General features: G+C 67.6%; 20 protein-coding genes and 1 pseudogene. 8 read left to right on the top strand and 13 right to left on the bottom strand.

Features of this window, described 5'->3' with window-relative positions; all coding sequences use genetic code 11:
* Positions 1 to 29: 29 nt before the first annotated feature.
* Together QSU92_RS07215 and QSU92_RS07210 are read right to left on the bottom strand one after the other, a co-directional pair.
* Positions 30 to 341 carry a hypothetical protein gene (locus tag QSU92_RS07215; RefSeq protein WP_289265980.1) on the bottom strand — a complete coding sequence of 104 codons (312 nt, stop codon included), beginning with the start codon at positions 339 to 341 and terminating at the stop codon, positions 30 to 32.
* A gap of 46 nt (positions 342 to 387) precedes the next feature.
* A pseudogene (locus tag QSU92_RS07210) lies at positions 388 to 552 on the bottom strand (L-lactate permease); the annotation flags it as partial.
* 312 nt (positions 553 to 864) lie between these two features.
* Between QSU92_RS07210 and QSU92_RS07205 the strand changes: the two are divergent.
* Both QSU92_RS07205 and QSU92_RS07200 read left to right on the top strand, forming a co-directional pair.
* Complete coding sequence (locus QSU92_RS07205; protein WP_289265495.1) at positions 865 to 1,665, top strand: CPBP family intramembrane glutamic endopeptidase; 801 nt, start codon at positions 865 to 867, stop codon at positions 1,663 to 1,665.
* A 363-nt stretch (positions 1,666 to 2,028) separates the two neighbouring features.
* Positions 2,029 to 2,301, top strand: coding sequence for a hypothetical protein (locus QSU92_RS07200; RefSeq protein WP_289265494.1), 273 nt, complete (start codon positions 2,029 to 2,031; stop codon positions 2,299 to 2,301).
* Between the two features lie 6 nt (positions 2,302 to 2,307).
* On the opposite strand, the gene QSU92_RS07195 is transcribed toward QSU92_RS07200, so the two are convergent.
* Complete coding sequence (locus QSU92_RS07195; RefSeq protein WP_289265493.1) at positions 2,308 to 2,556, bottom strand: hypothetical protein; 249 nt, start codon at positions 2,554 to 2,556, stop codon at positions 2,308 to 2,310.
* Between the two features lie 141 nt (positions 2,557 to 2,697).
* Between QSU92_RS07195 and QSU92_RS07190 the strand changes: the two genes are divergently transcribed.
* On the top strand, positions 2,698 to 3,534 hold the full coding sequence (locus QSU92_RS07190) for an alpha/beta fold hydrolase (RefSeq protein WP_289265492.1): 837 nt from the start codon (positions 2,698 to 2,700) through the stop codon (positions 3,532 to 3,534).
* A 99-nt stretch (positions 3,535 to 3,633) separates the two neighbouring features.
* Here the strand turns inward: QSU92_RS07190 and QSU92_RS07185 are convergent, their stop codons facing one another.
* The 3 genes from QSU92_RS07185 to QSU92_RS07175 form a co-directional block, all read right to left on the bottom strand.
* On the bottom strand, positions 3,634 to 4,662 hold the full coding sequence (locus QSU92_RS07185; protein ID WP_289265491.1) for an LLM class flavin-dependent oxidoreductase: 1,029 nt from the start codon (positions 4,660 to 4,662) through the stop codon (positions 3,634 to 3,636).
* A gap of 127 nt (positions 4,663 to 4,789) precedes the next feature.
* Positions 4,790 to 5,437 carry a pyridoxamine 5'-phosphate oxidase gene (gene pdxH, locus QSU92_RS07180; RefSeq protein WP_289265488.1) on the bottom strand — a complete coding sequence of 216 codons (648 nt, stop codon included), beginning with the start codon at positions 5,435 to 5,437 and terminating at the stop codon, positions 4,790 to 4,792.
* A 48-nt stretch (positions 5,438 to 5,485) separates the two neighbouring features.
* Positions 5,486 to 6,079, bottom strand: a complete 594-nt coding sequence (locus tag QSU92_RS07175) for a TetR/AcrR family transcriptional regulator (protein ID WP_289265487.1) — start codon at positions 6,077 to 6,079, stop codon at positions 5,486 to 5,488.
* 138 nt (positions 6,080 to 6,217) lie between these two features.
* Here QSU92_RS07175 and QSU92_RS07170 point away from each other — a divergent pair, with 138 nt between their 5' ends.
* The 5 genes from QSU92_RS07170 (at position 6,218) to QSU92_RS07150 (ending at position 12,492) form a co-directional block, all read left to right on the top strand.
* Entirely contained in the window at positions 6,218 to 7,147 is a 930-nt protein-coding gene (locus tag QSU92_RS07170) for a sugar phosphate isomerase/epimerase family protein (protein WP_289265485.1), read from the top strand.
* Positions 7,148 to 7,161: 14 nt separating this feature from the next.
* A complete protein-coding gene (locus QSU92_RS07165) occupies positions 7,162 to 8,739 on the top strand; it encodes a GMC oxidoreductase (protein ID WP_289265484.1) in 1,578 nt (525 codons plus the stop codon).
* A 98-nt stretch (positions 8,740 to 8,837) separates the two neighbouring features.
* Positions 8,838 to 10,250, top strand: coding sequence for an MFS transporter (locus tag QSU92_RS07160; RefSeq protein WP_289265483.1), 1,413 nt, complete (start codon positions 8,838 to 8,840; stop codon positions 10,248 to 10,250).
* Positions 10,251 to 10,253: 3 nt separating this feature from the next.
* The gene (locus tag QSU92_RS07155; RefSeq protein ID WP_289265482.1) at positions 10,254 to 11,096 is read left to right on the top strand and encodes an SGNH/GDSL hydrolase family protein; all 843 of its coding nucleotides are present in this window, start codon (positions 10,254 to 10,256) and stop codon (positions 11,094 to 11,096) included.
* A gap of 43 nt (positions 11,097 to 11,139) precedes the next feature.
* Entirely contained in the window at positions 11,140 to 12,492 is a 1,353-nt protein-coding gene (locus QSU92_RS07150; RefSeq protein ID WP_289265481.1) for a cytochrome P450, read from the top strand.
* Here QSU92_RS07150 and QSU92_RS07145 read toward each other — a convergent pair.
* The 7 genes from QSU92_RS07145 to QSU92_RS07115 form a co-directional block, all read right to left on the bottom strand.
* Positions 12,417 to 12,764 (bottom strand): DUF7882 family protein, encoded by a 348-nt coding sequence (locus QSU92_RS07145; protein ID WP_289265480.1) that lies wholly within the window; start codon positions 12,762 to 12,764, stop codon positions 12,417 to 12,419. The two genes, QSU92_RS07150 and QSU92_RS07145, sit on opposite strands and share 76 nt — an antisense overlap.
* Before the next feature lie 166 nt (positions 12,765 to 12,930).
* Positions 12,931 to 13,161: a hypothetical protein gene (locus QSU92_RS07140; protein ID WP_289265479.1), complete on the bottom strand. Its 231-nt coding sequence runs from the start codon at positions 13,159 to 13,161 to the stop codon at positions 12,931 to 12,933.
* Positions 13,161 to 13,493, bottom strand: coding sequence for a DUF7882 family protein (locus QSU92_RS07135; protein ID WP_289265478.1), 333 nt, complete (start codon positions 13,491 to 13,493; stop codon positions 13,161 to 13,163). Before QSU92_RS07135 ends, QSU92_RS07140 begins: the two co-directional genes overlap by 1 nt.
* Positions 13,494 to 13,610: 117 nt before the next feature.
* Positions 13,611 to 13,949 carry a hypothetical protein gene (locus QSU92_RS07130; RefSeq protein WP_289265477.1) on the bottom strand — a complete coding sequence of 113 codons (339 nt, stop codon included), beginning with the start codon at positions 13,947 to 13,949 and terminating at the stop codon, positions 13,611 to 13,613.
* Between the two features lie 72 nt (positions 13,950 to 14,021).
* Positions 14,022 to 14,582, bottom strand: coding sequence for a DUF3618 domain-containing protein (locus QSU92_RS07125; protein ID WP_289265476.1), 561 nt, complete (start codon positions 14,580 to 14,582; stop codon positions 14,022 to 14,024).
* Positions 14,579 to 14,992 (bottom strand): phage holin family protein, encoded by a 414-nt coding sequence (locus QSU92_RS07120; RefSeq protein ID WP_289265475.1) that lies wholly within the window; start codon positions 14,990 to 14,992, stop codon positions 14,579 to 14,581. The genes QSU92_RS07125 and QSU92_RS07120 overlap by 4 nt, the downstream gene beginning before the upstream one ends.
* Positions 14,970 to 15,731: a hypothetical protein gene (locus QSU92_RS07115; RefSeq protein WP_289265474.1), complete on the bottom strand. Its 762-nt coding sequence runs from the start codon at positions 15,729 to 15,731 to the stop codon at positions 14,970 to 14,972. Before QSU92_RS07115 ends, QSU92_RS07120 begins: the two co-directional genes overlap by 23 nt.
* Positions 15,732 to 15,889 lie beyond the last annotated feature (158 nt).

Here is a 15,889-nt window from a genome sequence, read left to right as displayed (position 1 = left end):
GAATGAAACCCCGCTTCGGAGGGGGTTCATCATTTCCGGGGCCAATAATCGCGGTCGGGGTCGAGGGTGTGCTCGGCGAGGATCTCGCCGGTGTTTTGGTCGATGATCATCGTGTCGGCGCCGGCAGAGAGCAGGGCGATAGGGGTGCGTGCGTGGGGGCAGCCGATGCCGAGGTGGCGGAGTTTGCCGGCGCAGCGGAGGGTGAGCTTTCCGGACAGGTCGATGGTGTCGTAAGGGACGCGCCAGTGCTTGCGGCCGTCGGTTATGACGGGGGCGCTCCCTGAAGACGAGGGACACCACGAGGGTGGTAGGCCATGTCTCTTCAAGCCCACGGCGCCCATCGAGAATGAGGACGAGCAGCAACGGCATGAGCAGCACCTGGATGCGCTGGTCGGATGAGATGGGGGAGATCGAATCACGGATGACGTCGAAGCGACCCCTTGCTACAGCGAGTCGATACAGCCAGACGGCCATCACGATGATGTAAGCGATCGGCCATATCGCGGTCAAGACGCCGATGAGAGCTGAGCCGCCGATCGTCGACGCCGGCATGCCAACATCAGCGCGGCGACCACTATCTCGATTGCCACGGCAATCGCCGCAGCCACGATGCCCTCGAGCTTCAAGGCCACCAGGCAGAGCAAACAGCGAGCGGCGAGCCGCCACGAGAGCGGACAGCACGCGAGCAACGCGACCGCCCGCCGCGGGCCTGAAACCATTCTCCGATGGTGGCCCGCACCGGGGGAGATGCCGTCTCAGGTCGGCCGGCTAAGGGGCTGAATAGTCACCGTCGAAAATGATTGACATCGTGCCAGCGCATGCGCTTCTGTTAGCTACCGGCAGCGCATGTGAGGGGTGATTGTCGTGGAGACAGAGAAGGCTTTTCGCGTTCAGCCACGGGTATGGATCGGCGTCGCCATCTTCCTCGGCTACGTCGCCGTGGTCTTCACAGTCCAAGCGCTCAGTGGAATCCCATACACAGAGCTGGATGCCAGCGGAGCGAATCTCTTCTTCGGGGCTGGCCTTTCGCTGGTCATCTCCGCCATCCTGCTCGCCATCACAACGACGCTGCTTGGTTGGTGGCGACCTGCACTCTTCGACCGTCATCGTGCAGGACACAAGTGGCCCATCATCGCGCCCGCCATCATGGTCGTCGGCCTCGTCATGAACCTCGTCGCCACCGACTGGGGCTCCTATGACGGAGCATTCTTTGCCGCGTCGATCGTTCTGCTTCTCGTGGGATTCACTGAAGAACTCACCACCCGAGGGCTCCTCCTCACCGGGCTTCGAAGCCGTCTGTCTGAAGTCTGGGTGTGGCTGATCACGTCAGTCCTTTTCGGTGCGATGCACTTCATCAATGTCCTCACCGGCCAACCCGTCGGCCCGACCATCCAGCAAGTGGTCCTCGCCTTCGGAGCCGGCACGATCTTCTATGTCCTCCGCAGGGTCACCGGCAGCCTGATCTGGGCCATGATTCTCCACGGATTCTGGGACTTCTCGACCTTCGCCGTCAGCCAGGGCACTCCCGCATCTTTCGCGGGTTTCAGTGGCATCCTCGAAATCCTGGCCATCATCGTGGCTCTGGTCAGCGTGCCCTTCGTCGTCCGCGGCGCAGACGAACGCCTTGACACCGGCCTGAGTACCCGCCGCCCCGTGTCGGCGTAGAGATGCCCCGGCCGCCCGTCGATGTCGACGTCGGGTTCGTCGCTGTCAGTCGGCTTCCGTGCGGCTCCTGCGTGGCCCGACAGGGCCAACCTCATTCATCGGGCTGAAGGAGAGAGGATGGCAGGTGGTCTCGCCGTGCTGCGCTTCGCTGTAGGAGGCGCCGACGAATCGGAGCAACGGCCGCGTTCGGTGTTGGGAGCGCGGGGTTCGAAGAACCGGGATGATCACCATGGAGCGCACGGACGTGCGTGAAGGACACGTGGCGTGGGCTGGTATTGCCGCCGTATACGCGCTCGCCGCCGCTGTGACGGCCGGGTGCCGGGGCGCCGGCTTCGTCACCGCGCTGAGCTCATCATGAACGGGATGCAGCAGGGGGTGTCGCTGCCGGGCCAGATGCTCGGCTATGCCGCTCCCGGCATCCAGTGCGAGGGGCTCATGACGTCGTACTGGTTGAGTGCTCCTGACGAGACCAAGTTCTCGGGGGCCGTCGGCAAACGCAAGGGCGATGACAACGACACCTGCAACGGCTTCACGAACGGTGCGGCGCTGTACGGGCTGGATACCCTTCGTCAGCAGTTCGGCACAACCGACCTCGGAACGATCCGGCAGTTGGCTCGCGACGCGCAGAGTCGGTGAGCCTCATCACGACGCGGTTCTGAGGACCCGCCTCTCTCCCCACGCGAGGGCGAGCATCACCACGGCGATGGCGATGAGCACGCCGACGATGATCCACTCCAGCGCGCCGCTGCCCCGGTCGGGGTCGATGCCGAAGACGCGTTCGATCCACTGCGGGGTGAGGAGCGTCAGCAGCGTGACGCCGAGCGCGATGATCGACACCACGACCTCTGCCCAGAAGCGGGGCGGAGAATACTTTCGGGTTGATCCGGCCATGGCGATCCCTTCGTTGGACTTCATTCCTGCGGACGACCTTTGGTTTCTACACCCGCCCGGGGCTCGCCCTCGACATCTGTCCGGAGCGTGTCTTGATCCCGGTCCCTGGACCGGGCGCGTCTCCTCGACCATCATGAAGACATGACGATGACGGTGCGCGCGACCGATGCGGCACTGCTGGCATATGACGTCGTCGGTTCCGGCACCCCTCTCCTCGCCTTTCACGGCGCCTACTCGGCGCGCGGCGAGGTGCGTGCGTTTCTCGAACCGATGATCGGCGGCCGGCCGGTTCGCCGGGTGTACATCGACTTGCCCGGGCATGGCGAGTCGCGCCCGTCGTCAGGGGTGCGACGACCGGATGACGTGCTGGACCTGATCGACCGTGTTCTCGACGCGGTCTTCGACTCCGATGCGCCGACGGGCAAGTTCCTCGTGCTCGGGCATTCGTTCGGCGGCCACTTTGCGCGGGCGGTGGCGGCCAGGCACCCCGATCGTGTCGCCGGCGTGGCGGTGATCTGCCCCGCGATGCCTGGTGAGCAGGTCACACCTACGCCGCAGGTGGTTCGGGACGACCAGGTGTCGGCAGAGCTCGATCCTGCCCAGCGAGGCGAGTACGACGGGTACTTCGTCGTTCGCACGGCCGAGACCCTCGAGCGGTTCCATCGCGCGGTGGTGCCCGTCGTGGGCGAGGTCGACGAAGAGACGCTGGAGCAGGCGATCGCCGCAGGTCCGCACGCCGCCGACCCCGACATGGTGCGCGTCGACGCCCCGGTGCTCGTCATGGCCGGCCGCCACGATCACTGGGTCGGCTGGGAACGTCAGCAACATCTCGGCGACCAGTATCCGCGTGCCACGGTCGTCACGGTCAGCGACGCCGGCCATGCCCTCCCGCACGAACGGCCCGGTCTCGTCTGTGCGCTCCTGCGGGACTGGCTCGATGAGAGCGGTGTCGGCGCGGCGGAGGATGCCCAGCGCTGACGCCCTTGGGTGGGTAGGCGCAGCCGCCAGAATCCCTGATCACAGAATTTTCGTTTCCGTTCAATGGGTTGAGTAAGAGCGTTGGCGTTAGTCTCGGCGCTATTTCTTCGATCGGGGCTGGATGGCGGGGATGACGTCGCGTGCGAATGCCGCGACGCTGGCAGCAGTCGCGTGGGGGTCGACGTTTCGGGACGCGGGGACGACGACGAGGCGGTCGAGGCCGAGGTGTTGCAGGGCACGTACCCGGTCGATGAGCGCGTCGGATGGGCCGCAGAGGGCGAACCGTTGGAGGAAATCGTCGGGGAGCAGCTGCGCCTGGGGTGCGGTTGTTTGGCCGTGTTGCGCTTCGCTGTAGGAGGCGCCGACGAGGCTGAGCACCGCGGCATCCTCAGGGGATACCGGGACACCGGCGCGCATGCCTTCGGCGAGGAAGTTGGCGAAGATCGACGCGCTGCCACGGACCTGGGTGATCGCATCTTCTGTGGGTGCGCAGGCGACGTCGACATAGGCGCCGAGCGAGATCGCTGCGGGATCAAGCCCCGCCTGTGTGCGGGCGTCTCGAGCGTGGGTGATCGCCCAGCGGAGCCTGTCGAGGTCCGCGCCGAGGTTGAACGTCAACCGGTCGCCGTGGACCGCACCCACCGCGATGGCTTCCGGTCCCGTCGCGGCGACGTCGACGGGCACCTTCGGAACACCCGCAGGCAACCAGGACAACGGCTGCGCACCACTCGCATCCGCGGTGATGGCGGGCTGTGTGTCGCCGAGGTATCGCTGAAGGTCGATGAGGGCCTGACGGAACACGGGCATCGTCGCCGGCTTGAGGTTCAGCTGCCGCAGCGCGGAGTCCCCGCGAGCGAACCCCAACACTCCTCGCCCTCCGGACTCCAGGTGCACGCTCGCGATCGCCGCGGCCGTGACCGCCGGGTGCCTCGTCACAGGATTCGTTACAGCGACTCCGAGACCGATCCGCTCGGTTGCCACGGATGCGACTGCAAGCTCGACATACGGGTCGGCGACCAGCGTCTCGCTATCTGCCAAGAGGACTCCCGTGAAGCCGGCCGCCTCCGCGCGCACCGCCCAGTCCCTCGTGAAACCCACCGTCGGGAAGCCGTGCAACCAGAACTCCATGCACGCATCCTGCCGCAAACAGGCGCGCCCTCTCAGCGAGCCTCCACCTCTCGCGTTGAGGCGGTCACGTCTGCATACGCACCGTGCGGTATCGGAAGTCGCCTTTCCTGGCTCGCGATCACCGGTGTCACGGCTGCAGGCGCTCGACGCTCCAGTCCGTGCCCCGGTCGCCGCGGGTGAACACCAGCCGGTCGTGGAGTCGCGACGTGCGGCCTTGCCAGAACTCGATGCGGCGAGGTCGCAGCCGGTAGCCTCCCCATCGCGCGGGGCGGGGCACCTCGCGTCCCTCGGGGAAGGCTACCTCGACCTCGGCGACGCGCGCGTCGAGCTCGGCCCGCGACCCGATCGGCTGCGACTGCGCGCTCGCCGTCCCCGAGATCCGTGACCCGCGCGGGCGGGAGGCCCAGTAGGCGTCCGACTCCGCGTCATCGACGAGCGCCACCTCGCCGGTGACGTTCACCTGCCGGTGAACCGTGTACCAGGGGAAGAGGAGGGTGGCGAGGGGATGTGCCGCGAGCGCCTGCCCCTTCCTCGACGATCGATCGGTGTAGAACACGAAACCGTGAGCGTCTACGGCCCGCAGCAGCACGGTCCGGCTGGACGGTGTGCCGTCGGCATCGACGGTGCTGAGCACCATCGCGTTCGGCTCGTAGACTCCTCGTGCCGCGGCATCCTCCAGCCAGGCCGAGAACTGCGCGATCGGGTCGTCCGCTACATCCGATTCGTCCAGGCTTCGATTGCCGTAATCGGTGTGTCGGGCGAGCGGGTCGGTCACAATCCCGACCCTAGGCGATCGCTCCAGGCGTGAGGCGCCTCGCGCCGATCATCGATTCCGATCGGAGCGGGGAACGATGAGCTCGATACGGGGAAGCTCATCCAGCACAGCTGTGACGATCTCGACCCGGCTGCGCGACCCGCGGTCTTCGCGGTCGGCCATCTGGAAGATGTCGAGCATCAGTCCGGCAGTGACGCGGACCGCGACATCCGATGACGGGCGGCGCATCCGGTGCGCGATGGCGAGCTCGAGATCGTCACGGAGCGCCTGATACCGGTCCCACAGCTTGGCGCGGACGGATGCGGCGTGGTCGACGAGTCGACGGAGTTCGACGATCCGCTCGTCGGCGCCGTCGAAGGCATTCGCGGATGCCACCAGGGCCGCCCCCATCGCCTCCGCGAGCGGCTCGTCCTCGGGTCGTGCGCGCAGGTGGGGAACGGGATCGATGGCCTCGAGCAACGGGTCGAGGAGGAGCTGGTCCTTCGTGGGGAAGTAGCGGTAGAGGGTAGTCGTGCCGACCTCGGCGCGCTCTGCGATCTGCTCCATCGTGGTCTCGTCGTAGCCGTCCCGCCGGAACAGCTCGAATGCCGCATCCGCCATCTGACGGCGGGTGCGTGCGGCCTTCATCTCGCGGAGTCCCATGCCTCCATCGTACGGGCGCACATCCGAATGGAAGTCACTTCCACTTCTTGACACGGAACGGGTTCGACCCCATAGTGGTAGTCACTACCGAACGGGTGCGACACCCTCGCGGTCGCGACAATACAAAGGAGTGTTCCCATGAACCCGATCTCCGTCTCCGCGTACAGCGTGCGCGAGCATCTCGGACCGATCTCGGTCGACTTCACCGACGTCGAGGGCAACGCCCAGACGTTCTCCCAGGACTTCCCGAAGGTGATCGACATCGTCGACGTTCCCGCGCGCGTGGCCGGCGCTTACCCGGTCACGGGTGTCGAGGCGGTGGCATTCCACTTCGCGGGGCCGGACGATCCTGCCCTCGCCTCCTTCGCCGAGCGCGCCGGCGACGCCGGCCTCGCCCTGGTCAACATGGCCGTCGACGTCGGAGACCTCCTCCAACCCGACGACGCCCGGCGCACCGCCGACGTCATCGAACTCGAGAGATGGATCGACGCTCTGGCGGCGCTGGGCTTCCGCTTCGTCCGGGTCAACCCCGGATCTCCCTTCACCACCCACCACGGCGGGCGCCCGCCGGCCCATCTGGTGCAGGCCCTCACGTCGCTCGGTCAGTACGCGAATGAACGCGGCATCCGGCTCCTCGTGGAGAATCACGGTGGCCCCTCCAGCGACCCCGAATGGATGACGGCCCTCCTCGACGCGGTCGGCCCCGAGAACCTGGGACTTCTGCTCGATCTCGGCAACTTCGACGCGCTGATGCAGCCGTTGATGGCGGCGATGTTCGCCGAGCGGGGCACCGAGGTCGCCGATCCCCTCGAGGATCTCGACCTCACCTCGCTCTACGACGGTGTCGAAGCGCTCGCCGCCCGTGCCGAGCTGGTGCACGTCAAAGCGCATCGGGTGGAGGCGACGGGGGTCGGCCCGGTCGACCTGCCGCGCGCTCTAGGCATCCTCGCCCGAGCGGGCTACGACGGGTGGCTGACCATCGAGTACGAGGGCTCGGGCGTCGACCCCTGGGCGGCCACGGCTCGCGTGATCGGCGAGACGGCCTCGACGATCGCCGTCGGACGTTGAGAGGGGACGCTGCGATGACACGTGAAGTCGAGAACGTCGACGTCCTCATCGTCGGCTCCGGCCCCGCCGGTGCGACGTACGCGCGAACGATCTGCGAGCGCGTGCCGCGTGCCCGCGTGCTGATGGTCGAGGTCGGCCCGGTCATCCCCGGGACTCGAGGCGAGCACAGTCAGAACATGACCGATGAGGAGCGAGCTGCAGCTCAGCTGCTCACCCAGGGACCGGACGCCGGAGTCGTGCGCGCCACCGCACTGTCGGACATCGCCTCGGGGATCGACCCCAGCATGGAGTTCCGGCAGACGGTGCTTCCGGGTCTCTTCTTCGTCGACCCCCGCCCCGACCTGGCGCCGGGGGAGGTGGGGCTCCCGGCCGCCAGTATGGCGAGCGGGGTCGGGGGAATGGGCATCCACTGGGGAACATCGAGCCCCCGCCCCCAGCAGTCCGAGCGCGTTACGTTCTTCTCCGATGGGGAGATGGAGGCCGCGCTCGATCGTGCCGAGGAGCTTCTCGGCACGCAGAAGCCGGCGGTCCCCGGCCAGGGCCTGCCCGAGGCCCTGCGGCGTGCGATCGCCGAGGTTCTGGATGGCCCCGATGTGACACCCACCGGGTTCATGCCGTCATCGACCCGATGGGAGGACGGCTCGGTGAGGTTCGCGGGCACGGGCGCGATCCTCGGCGAGCTCGAGGCCACGGCGCCCGGCTTCGAACTCCGCGCGGAGACGCTCGCGAAGCGGGTGCTCGTCGACGGCGACGGCGTCGCCCGTGGTGTGGTGCTGGAAGACCGCGTCACGGGCGAGGAATACCGGGTCGACGCTGATCACGTCGTGGTGTGCGCGGACGGACTCCGCACCCCGCAGCTGCTCTTCGCCTCCGGCATCCGGCCACCGGCGCTCGGCCGCCACCTCAACGAGCATTTCCAGATGGCGACCTTCGTCGCACTGTCCGATGAGTTCGACCCGGAGGCCTTCGAAACCGATCCGTCGAACGTCCTGAGCGTCCTCGCGCCGTTCTCCGACAGCAGGCGCTTCCAGGTCGGCGCGATCGCTCTGGCCAACTCGGCGTTCAAGATCGCGTTGGGAGACGGCGACGGTCTGGGGGACGACACCGCATCACGGCTGGCGATCGTCGCGTGCTACGGGGCGAAAGACATCCAGTACAGCGATGCCGTCGAGTTCAGCGAGACCGAGCATGACTTCTACGGGATGCCCCGGATGAACATCCGCTACTCCCGCACCGACGACGACCTGGCGCTGATCGAGCGGATGCGCTCGACGTCGATCGCGGTCGCCGACCGTATCGGCGCGGCGCTCGAGGCCCCTGAGCTCGCTGCGGGCGGGTCGTCGCTCCACTACCAGGGCACGGTGCGAATGGGCGCCGTCGACGACGGAGAGTCGGTGTGCGACCCCGAGCTGCGGGTGTGGGGCACGCGAAATCTGTACGTCGGCGGCAACGGCGTCATCCCGACCGCCACAGCCTCCAACCCGACGCTCACCACGGTCGCCCTTGCCTGGCGAGCAGCGACTCGACTGGCAGAGGAGGTGGCGGGCGAAGCGAAGAGCGCACGCGCCGACCAGCCCGTCTCGGTCGCCTGATAGATCGGCGACGTCACCTTGACCCGGATGCCGCGGCATCCACTCTCATCACCATCGACGCCGGTGCGACGACGCGCCGGGGAAACAACGGAGTTCTCATGTCCCACATCGAAACCGCGCCGGAGCGATCGCTCTCTCCGCGGTATGTCCCACGCACCGCGAGATTCCGCCGGTACGTGGGGTCGTACGCCCTCGCCAGCCTCGGCACGACCGTCCTGTGGGGTGCGGTGCTCACGGTCCTCCTCCCGTTGCAGGTGCAGCAGATCGTCGCCGGCGAGATCTTCACGGGTGCCGACGCCGGCGTGAACCTGCAGGCCCTCACCGACCTGCAGGCGCAGGTGACCGCCGGAAGCCACAGCCCGAGCGCAGAGGAGTCGCGGCTGCTCGAGCTGCTCTCGCGCTACGACGCTCGCCGGGCGGTCGATCTCTCGCTCGTGACCTCGGTGGGTGTCTTCGTGACGATGCTGATCCAGCCGATCGTGGGGATGCTGTCCGATCGGACCAGATCGCGGTTCGGTCGCCGGACGCCGTGGATCGTCGGCGGGATCGTGGTGGGCGCGGCACTGACGACCCTCATGCCGATCGTGCCCACCATCGCGCTCCTGGTCATCGCGTGGTCGATCGTGCAGTCGGCCGTCAACACCGCCACCGGGCCGCTCGGCGCCACCGTCGCCGACCGCGTGCCGGGGGAGCGGATCGGACTGGTCTCAGCCGTGACGGGCCTGATCTCCTACGTGGGCATCATCATCGGGTCGGTGATCGCCGGAAGCCTCTTCGCAGCCATGGGGCTCGCGGTCTACTACCCGATCGCGCTCATCCTCGTCCTTCCGGCGATCTCCTTCGTCTTCATCTCCCGCGACCGTTCGTCGCAGGAGATGACGGTGCCGCGGCTGCGCTTCCGCACCGCAGCGGCTGCCTACATCGCCGGATTGCGCGACCACGATTACCGGTGGGCCTGGATGTCGAAGGTCCTGTTCTTCCTCTGCTACGGCATGGCGACGATCTACTCCATCTACATGCTCCAGAGCTACGTGCGGCCGGGACTGTCGGCGGAACAGGCGGCGCAGGTCGCGCCGATCATCCAGTTCGCCGCCCTCCCGGGAACGCTCATCGCCATGTACGTCGGCGGTGTCCTGTCAGATCGGCTGAAGCGTCGGAAGCCCTTCGTGGTCGTGGCCTGCATCCTCATGGCGGCGTCGTTCCTCGTCCCCCTTCTGTGGCCCGCCCTTCCGGCCCTGTTCATCCAGGCCATCATCGGGGGACTCGGACTCGGAACCTTCATCGTGGTCGATCAGGCGCTGTTCATCGATGTCCTGCCCGACCGCGCGGCGGCCGGTCGCGATCTCGGGCTGGCGACGGCCGCGGGAAACCTCGGGCAGGCGATCGGACCCGTCGTGGCGGGCGCGGTGGTCGCGATCCTCGGGGGTCAGTACATCGGAATCTGGGCGCTCGCCGTCGTCGTCGTCCTCGCGGCGGGAGCAGCGGTGTTCCCCATCAAGTCTGTGAGGTGAGAGATGGACATCGAACACGAGATGCTCGTCCGGTACGTGCGCGGCATCGGGTTGTCGTCGGCGCCGCTTCTGGATTCCCTGGGGACCCCGCCGGCGCATCAGGATGCCACTGTCGCGGCGATGCTCGGGATCGATGAGGGGCGCCTCGCCTCCCTCCGTCTCGCGCTGAGCGACCAGGTCGAGGGGGTCGCGGATCAGCTCCTCGCCGACGCCGCGTTCGCCGATGATGTCTCACGCCTTCCCTTCGACGCGGACGAGCGCATCCTCATCGTCGGTGACTCCATCTCGGCGGACGCCGCTGGGTGGGCGAACATCCTGGCGGCTGTCCTTCGGAGGACCTCGCCCCGCATCACGGTCCTCAACCGCGCCGTCCCGGGGCGGACGACGGCGGAGACGCTGTACAGCCTGCCCTTCGCGGCACCTCTGTCGCCGACGCACGCTCTCGTCATGCTGGGGACGAACGACACCCGTCGCCTCGGGTCGCGCGTCGGGGCGAGGATGGCGAGCCCATCGGAGTCCGAGCGCAACCTCGGGCTGATCCGGGAGCTTCTCATCCGTCAGCTCGGAGTCCGCGTCGTGACCTTCATCACTCCACCGCCGGCGGACCCCGGACCCGTTGCGACTCGGAGGGAAGGCGGTGAGTGGAACGAACCTGAAGACCTCGCCGAGCTCGCCGCAGTCATCCGACGCCTGGACCCGGCGGCCGTGGATCTCCACGGGGCTGTCCGCCCCGACGACGATTTCTTCCATATCGACGGTCTTCACCCGTTCGCGGCCGGTCAGGTCGAGATGGCCCGCGTGATCGTTCGGCTCCTGGCGGCGGTATCACACGCCTCGCCGCGGTGATACCCCCACGGCGCAACCGCCACTGTGAGGGTAGGCAGGACTCATGGACGATGCGATCGGACTGCTGACCCGCGGATACCGCTTGAGTTCCCACATCTGGCAGCGCGTCGAGCCTGGGCGCCGTGCGGCGCCGATGACGCTTCTCGGACGTGACGCCATCCTCGTGCGGGGCGCCGAGGGGGTCGCGACCTTCTACGACGAGGAGAACGTCGCCCGCCACGGCGCGATGCCCGCGATCGTTCAGCGGGTGCTCTTCGGGGCGGGGTCGGTCCATAGCCTCGACGGCGCGAGTCACCGTCACCGCAAGAGCACGTTCGTAGACCTCGCGTACGACGACGATCAGGTGGAACGGATGACCCGACACCTCGACGGCGAATGGCGCGCCGAGCTGTCGGACTGGCGTGCTGGCGGGCGCCGGTCGGCATACACGGCGGCAGTCGGAGCGTTCGGGCGTGCCGTCATGCGCTGGGCGGATGTGCCGGGTACATCGGCGGCACACACCCGGTGGGCGGGGCGGCTCGCGCAGATCGTCGATGGCTTCGGGGCGCCGTACTCACCCGCCTTTCTCCTTGCCGTGGCGAATCGTTGGTGGTCGGACCGTCACACGACCCGCCTGATCGAAGCCGTGCGAAACGCCGAGCTCACGCCCCGGCCGGGAACGGCCCTCGACGAGTGGGCGAGGCATCGCGACGAGGAGGGCGCGCTGCTGGCGCCCCGGCTGGCGGGAGTGGAGCTGCAGAACAGCCTCCGCCCCATGATCGCGGTGGCGCGATTCGTCGCCTTCGCTGCCAAGGAGCTCCATGCCCGTCCGGAGTGGCGGGCGCGCATCGCCGCCGAGACCGACGAGCGCGAAACGCTGGTGGGAGGCGGAGCTGCGACCGCCTTCGCACAGGAGGTGCGGCGCACCGCCCCCTTCGTTCCGATGCTGCCGGGATGGGCCAAGCGCACCGTGGAGGTCGACGGTCAACGCGTCGACCGGCGCGGACGGGTCGTCTTCGACATCCTCGGGACCGACACGGACAACGTTTCCTGGGACCGCCCTGCGGAATTCTTGCCCGAGCGGTTCTTCGGCATCTCCGACTACGAGGCGATGCCGGCATTCGTGCCGCACGGCGGCGGAGATGTGCGCACCGGACACCGGTGCCCGGGCGAGAAGCTGGCGATCGCAGGACTCGCTGCTGCCATCGCCGCGCTCAGTGACCCGAGCGTGACGATCATGAAGTACGGACTCGAGGTGAACCCGCGACGGCTGCCGACCATGCCCGCGTCCGGTGGCCGAGTTGCCGCCTCACCTGCCGGCGACACCGCGGCAAGCGGTTCTCACCCGCGCCCCGCTTCGACCAACTCCCGCTCCACGTGCCCGTTCTCATCGGCCGGCGGCTCGGGCACGGCGTAGAGCCCGGTCTGCTGGTTGGCGGCGTAGGCGAGGGCCTCAAGCCAGCGAGGATTGATGCTCGGCTGGCGACTGCCGAAGTACGTGAACGACAGCGCCGAATGGGGATTGATCCAGACGCTCGTTCGGCCCATGCCCGTGCTCGGATCTTCTCGCCACGACAGCAGGAACGGTTCGCCCCGGCGGAGTTTGGCGGAGACCACCCTTTGAAGATGAGCGAGGAGGCGGTCGTTGAATTCGGTCTTCACCGTGTTCTCGTAGTTGAATCTGCCCACAGTGTATGCACCTTGAGCTCCCGCGAGGCATGAGAGGTGTGGTCCGGGGGCGGGAGCATCTCTCCCAGTCCACTGACCTTCGGCCACCACGGCACGCGATGGCACGGCGGATCCTTCTTCTTCCACCGTGCTCGCGACCCGGCCAAAGCGCAAGGGGGCGACGAGTTCAGTCCCCAGCCTCAAACTCTTCCGGCGGCTCCGGAATCGGCACCACGGCGATGGGCACCCCGGGGCCGATGAACAGCAGCGCCTCCCGACGCTCGCCCTCGCCGTCGTTGACAGTCAGCCATCCGCCGCCGTCGGCCACAGCCTGGGTGATCTCGCGGGTGAGATCACCGGGCGTGCGACCGCCGACGCTGAACAGCTGGCCGCCGTAGATGATGTCGATCCGTTTCATCAGATGGCGCCTGCCTCGTCCAGACGCAGCTGGTCGGTCTGCGGTTCGGGAACGATGTAGAGACCCGTCGGGGCATTGGCCGTGTAGGCGAGCGCCTCGATCCACGCACGGTTGATCGCGGGTCGACGGCTGCCGTAGAACTTGTAGACGATCGAGCATCGCGGGTGCACCCACACCGTGGTGCGGCCGTCACCGATGCTGCTGTCGTCCTTCCAGGTGAAGTTGAAGGCCTCGCCTCGCCGGAGCTTGGCAGCGATCACCATCTGCAGGTGCAGGAGGAGGCGATCTTCGAAGTCGACCTTCACCAGACCGTCATAGATGAACTTTCCCACCCGGCACCTCCTGGGGTTCGGTGTTCACAAAAGGGGGATACTTCCACGCTGAACTTGCGACCGGATGGACGCAAGAAGGTTGACCGCCCGGTGACCCGGTGATAGCGCACGGCTGTGTCAGAAGTCCTCTTCCCCGTAGCCCGCATCCTCGGTGTGCATCATGTCCGGCCACTCCGCGACGGAAGGCTGCAGGCGGTTCGTGCGCCGCTGCAACTCCTCGACGAGCTCGGGGTCGTTGATCTCGTGGATCGGCTCCGAAACCGGGGTCGAATACAGCTGGCTTGCCGGCCCGATCAAGAAGTGGGCTGATCCGTGTGACCCGCCCTCTTCGAGGATGGGGATGGATACGACATCCGATGTGTGGGTATCCGCCAGCGCGCGGGCGTAGCGCAACACCGCTCTGCTCACCTCGTCCGAGGTCAGTACGTAGCTGCCTGAGTAGTGAAGTCGTCGCAACGGTCCTCATCTCCTTGACGTCGGATGGTGCCGGCCCGGCCTTGCCGGCACCATCCGTGTTCTCGCCGTCCCTCAGCCCGCCAGGTGCTGACGGGAGGTGTCGGCCTGATCCTTGACTTCTGAAGTGGCAGAAGCGGCCTCGTCCTTCACGACGTCCACCGACTCGGCCGCGGACTCCTTCACCGCAGCCGCCGCCTCCTTGGCGGGCTCACGCAGGTGCGCCCCCGCCTCCTTCGCGACCTCTGTCACCTCGTCGACGAGCGGCTGCGCCTTGTCCTTGACGGTGCCGGCGATCTCCTTCTCCTTCGATGACGCCGGGATCAACGAGGCTGCCAGGAGTCCGACGCCGAAGGCGATGAGGCCCACCGCCAACGGGTTGCCCTCCGCCTTCGCCGCCACGCGGTCGGTCGCCGATCCGACGGCCCCACCCGCATCCGACAGGGTCGAGCCCGCGTCATCCGCGGCTCCCATGATCCGGTCGCGCACCGAGCCGACGGCGTCCTTCACCGCGCTCGTCCGCCGCTCCATGATCTTCGCCGGCGACACCTTGTCCGCCAGGGCGTCGACGTCGCCGCCCAGTTCGCGTCTCGTGCGCTCGATGTCAGCGCGGATCGCTTCCGGTGAATCGCTCATCGGTTCTCCTCATTCCTTCTCAGCGTTTCAGGGATCTCCTTGAGGGTCTCCACGGTCTGCGGAGCACCCTGCACCTTCTTCATCTCGGTCCGTCCGACCGAGAACAGGATCAGAGCGATAGCCGCCCAGATCACAGCGACGATCACGGCCGACCAGCCGCCGCCGACGAGCAGAGCGAGCGCCCACCACAGCGCGACCGACAGGAAGAAGATCGCCATCATCGCGGCATACGCCGCGCCGCCGAGCTCACCTGCTCCCTTGGCGGTCTTGCCGGCGGACTCCTTCAGCTCGGCCTTGGCGAGCGCCACCTCCTGGCGCATCAGCGTCGACAGGTCTCTCGTCACCTCGCCCAGCAGGTCGCCGAGCGACGTCGCTGCCGCTTTCTGCTCAGACGGAGTCGCGTCGGACATCGCCGTCCTCCGTGTAGGGGTCCATGATCGGCGCGTCCGCCATCGGGGCCGTCCGCGGTGGTGTCGCACCGGCCGACTGGGCGTAGATCGGGGTCTCTTCCGCGACGGACAGCCCCTCCTCGGCGCCACCGGCGGGGGGCGTCATGGGGGCCGCGTCAGGCACCGGCGCGGCGGCGGGCGCACCGGTCGCCGGAGCGGCATCCGACTCCTTCGCCTCGGCGGCGTTCGTCGCCAACGCCCTCGTCAGGCGCCCGACCACGATCCCGGCGATCGCGGCGCTCAGGATGAAGACCCCGGGGCGGCGCCGCGCGAAGCGTTTGACCTCCTTCAGCACGTCGGCCGGCTCCCGTTCGCTGAGCCAGTCCGATGCCAGCGATACCCGTGTCGAGACCTGGCGCACCAGGTCCACAGCGAGGGAATCGGATGCTGCGCCGTCGGCCATGCTCTGAAGGTCGCCGCCGACCGCGCGAAGGCCACCCGCCACCCGCTCCTGCTGGGTACGGGCCTGATCCTTCAGTTCCTGCTGAGACTGGGCGAACAGATCCTTGGCCTGATACTTCGCCTCGTGGGCGACCGACGAGGCTTCGCTCTTCGCCGCGTCGACGACGCCTTTCGCCTGATCACCAGCGGTGTGCGCGAGATCCGATGCCTCGCGCTTGGCTGTGTCGACCGTGCCCGGCGAGCCCATCGATCCGCCACCGTTCGGTCCCGACACACTCGTGTCGTCGTAGTTCGACATCGCTCTTCCTTTCCGACCCGCCCGATCCGAACGGGATGACCGCCATTCCTACGCATGACGGTGGGAACGCAGATCCCCCTTGCCAAATCGCGACGCGATCGCTAGCCGCACGCGCGAGCGCTCCGCGTAGGGCGGGCGCGAGAGTACGACGCGACAGG

The sequence above is a fragment of the Microbacterium sp. ET2 genome, assembly GCF_030347395.1.
Taxonomy (GTDB): domain Bacteria; phylum Actinomycetota; class Actinomycetes; order Actinomycetales; family Microbacteriaceae; genus Microbacterium; species Microbacterium albipurpureum.
The sequence above is the reverse complement of the archived record's forward strand: the minus strand, read 5'-3'. Positions and strand labels throughout refer to the sequence as shown.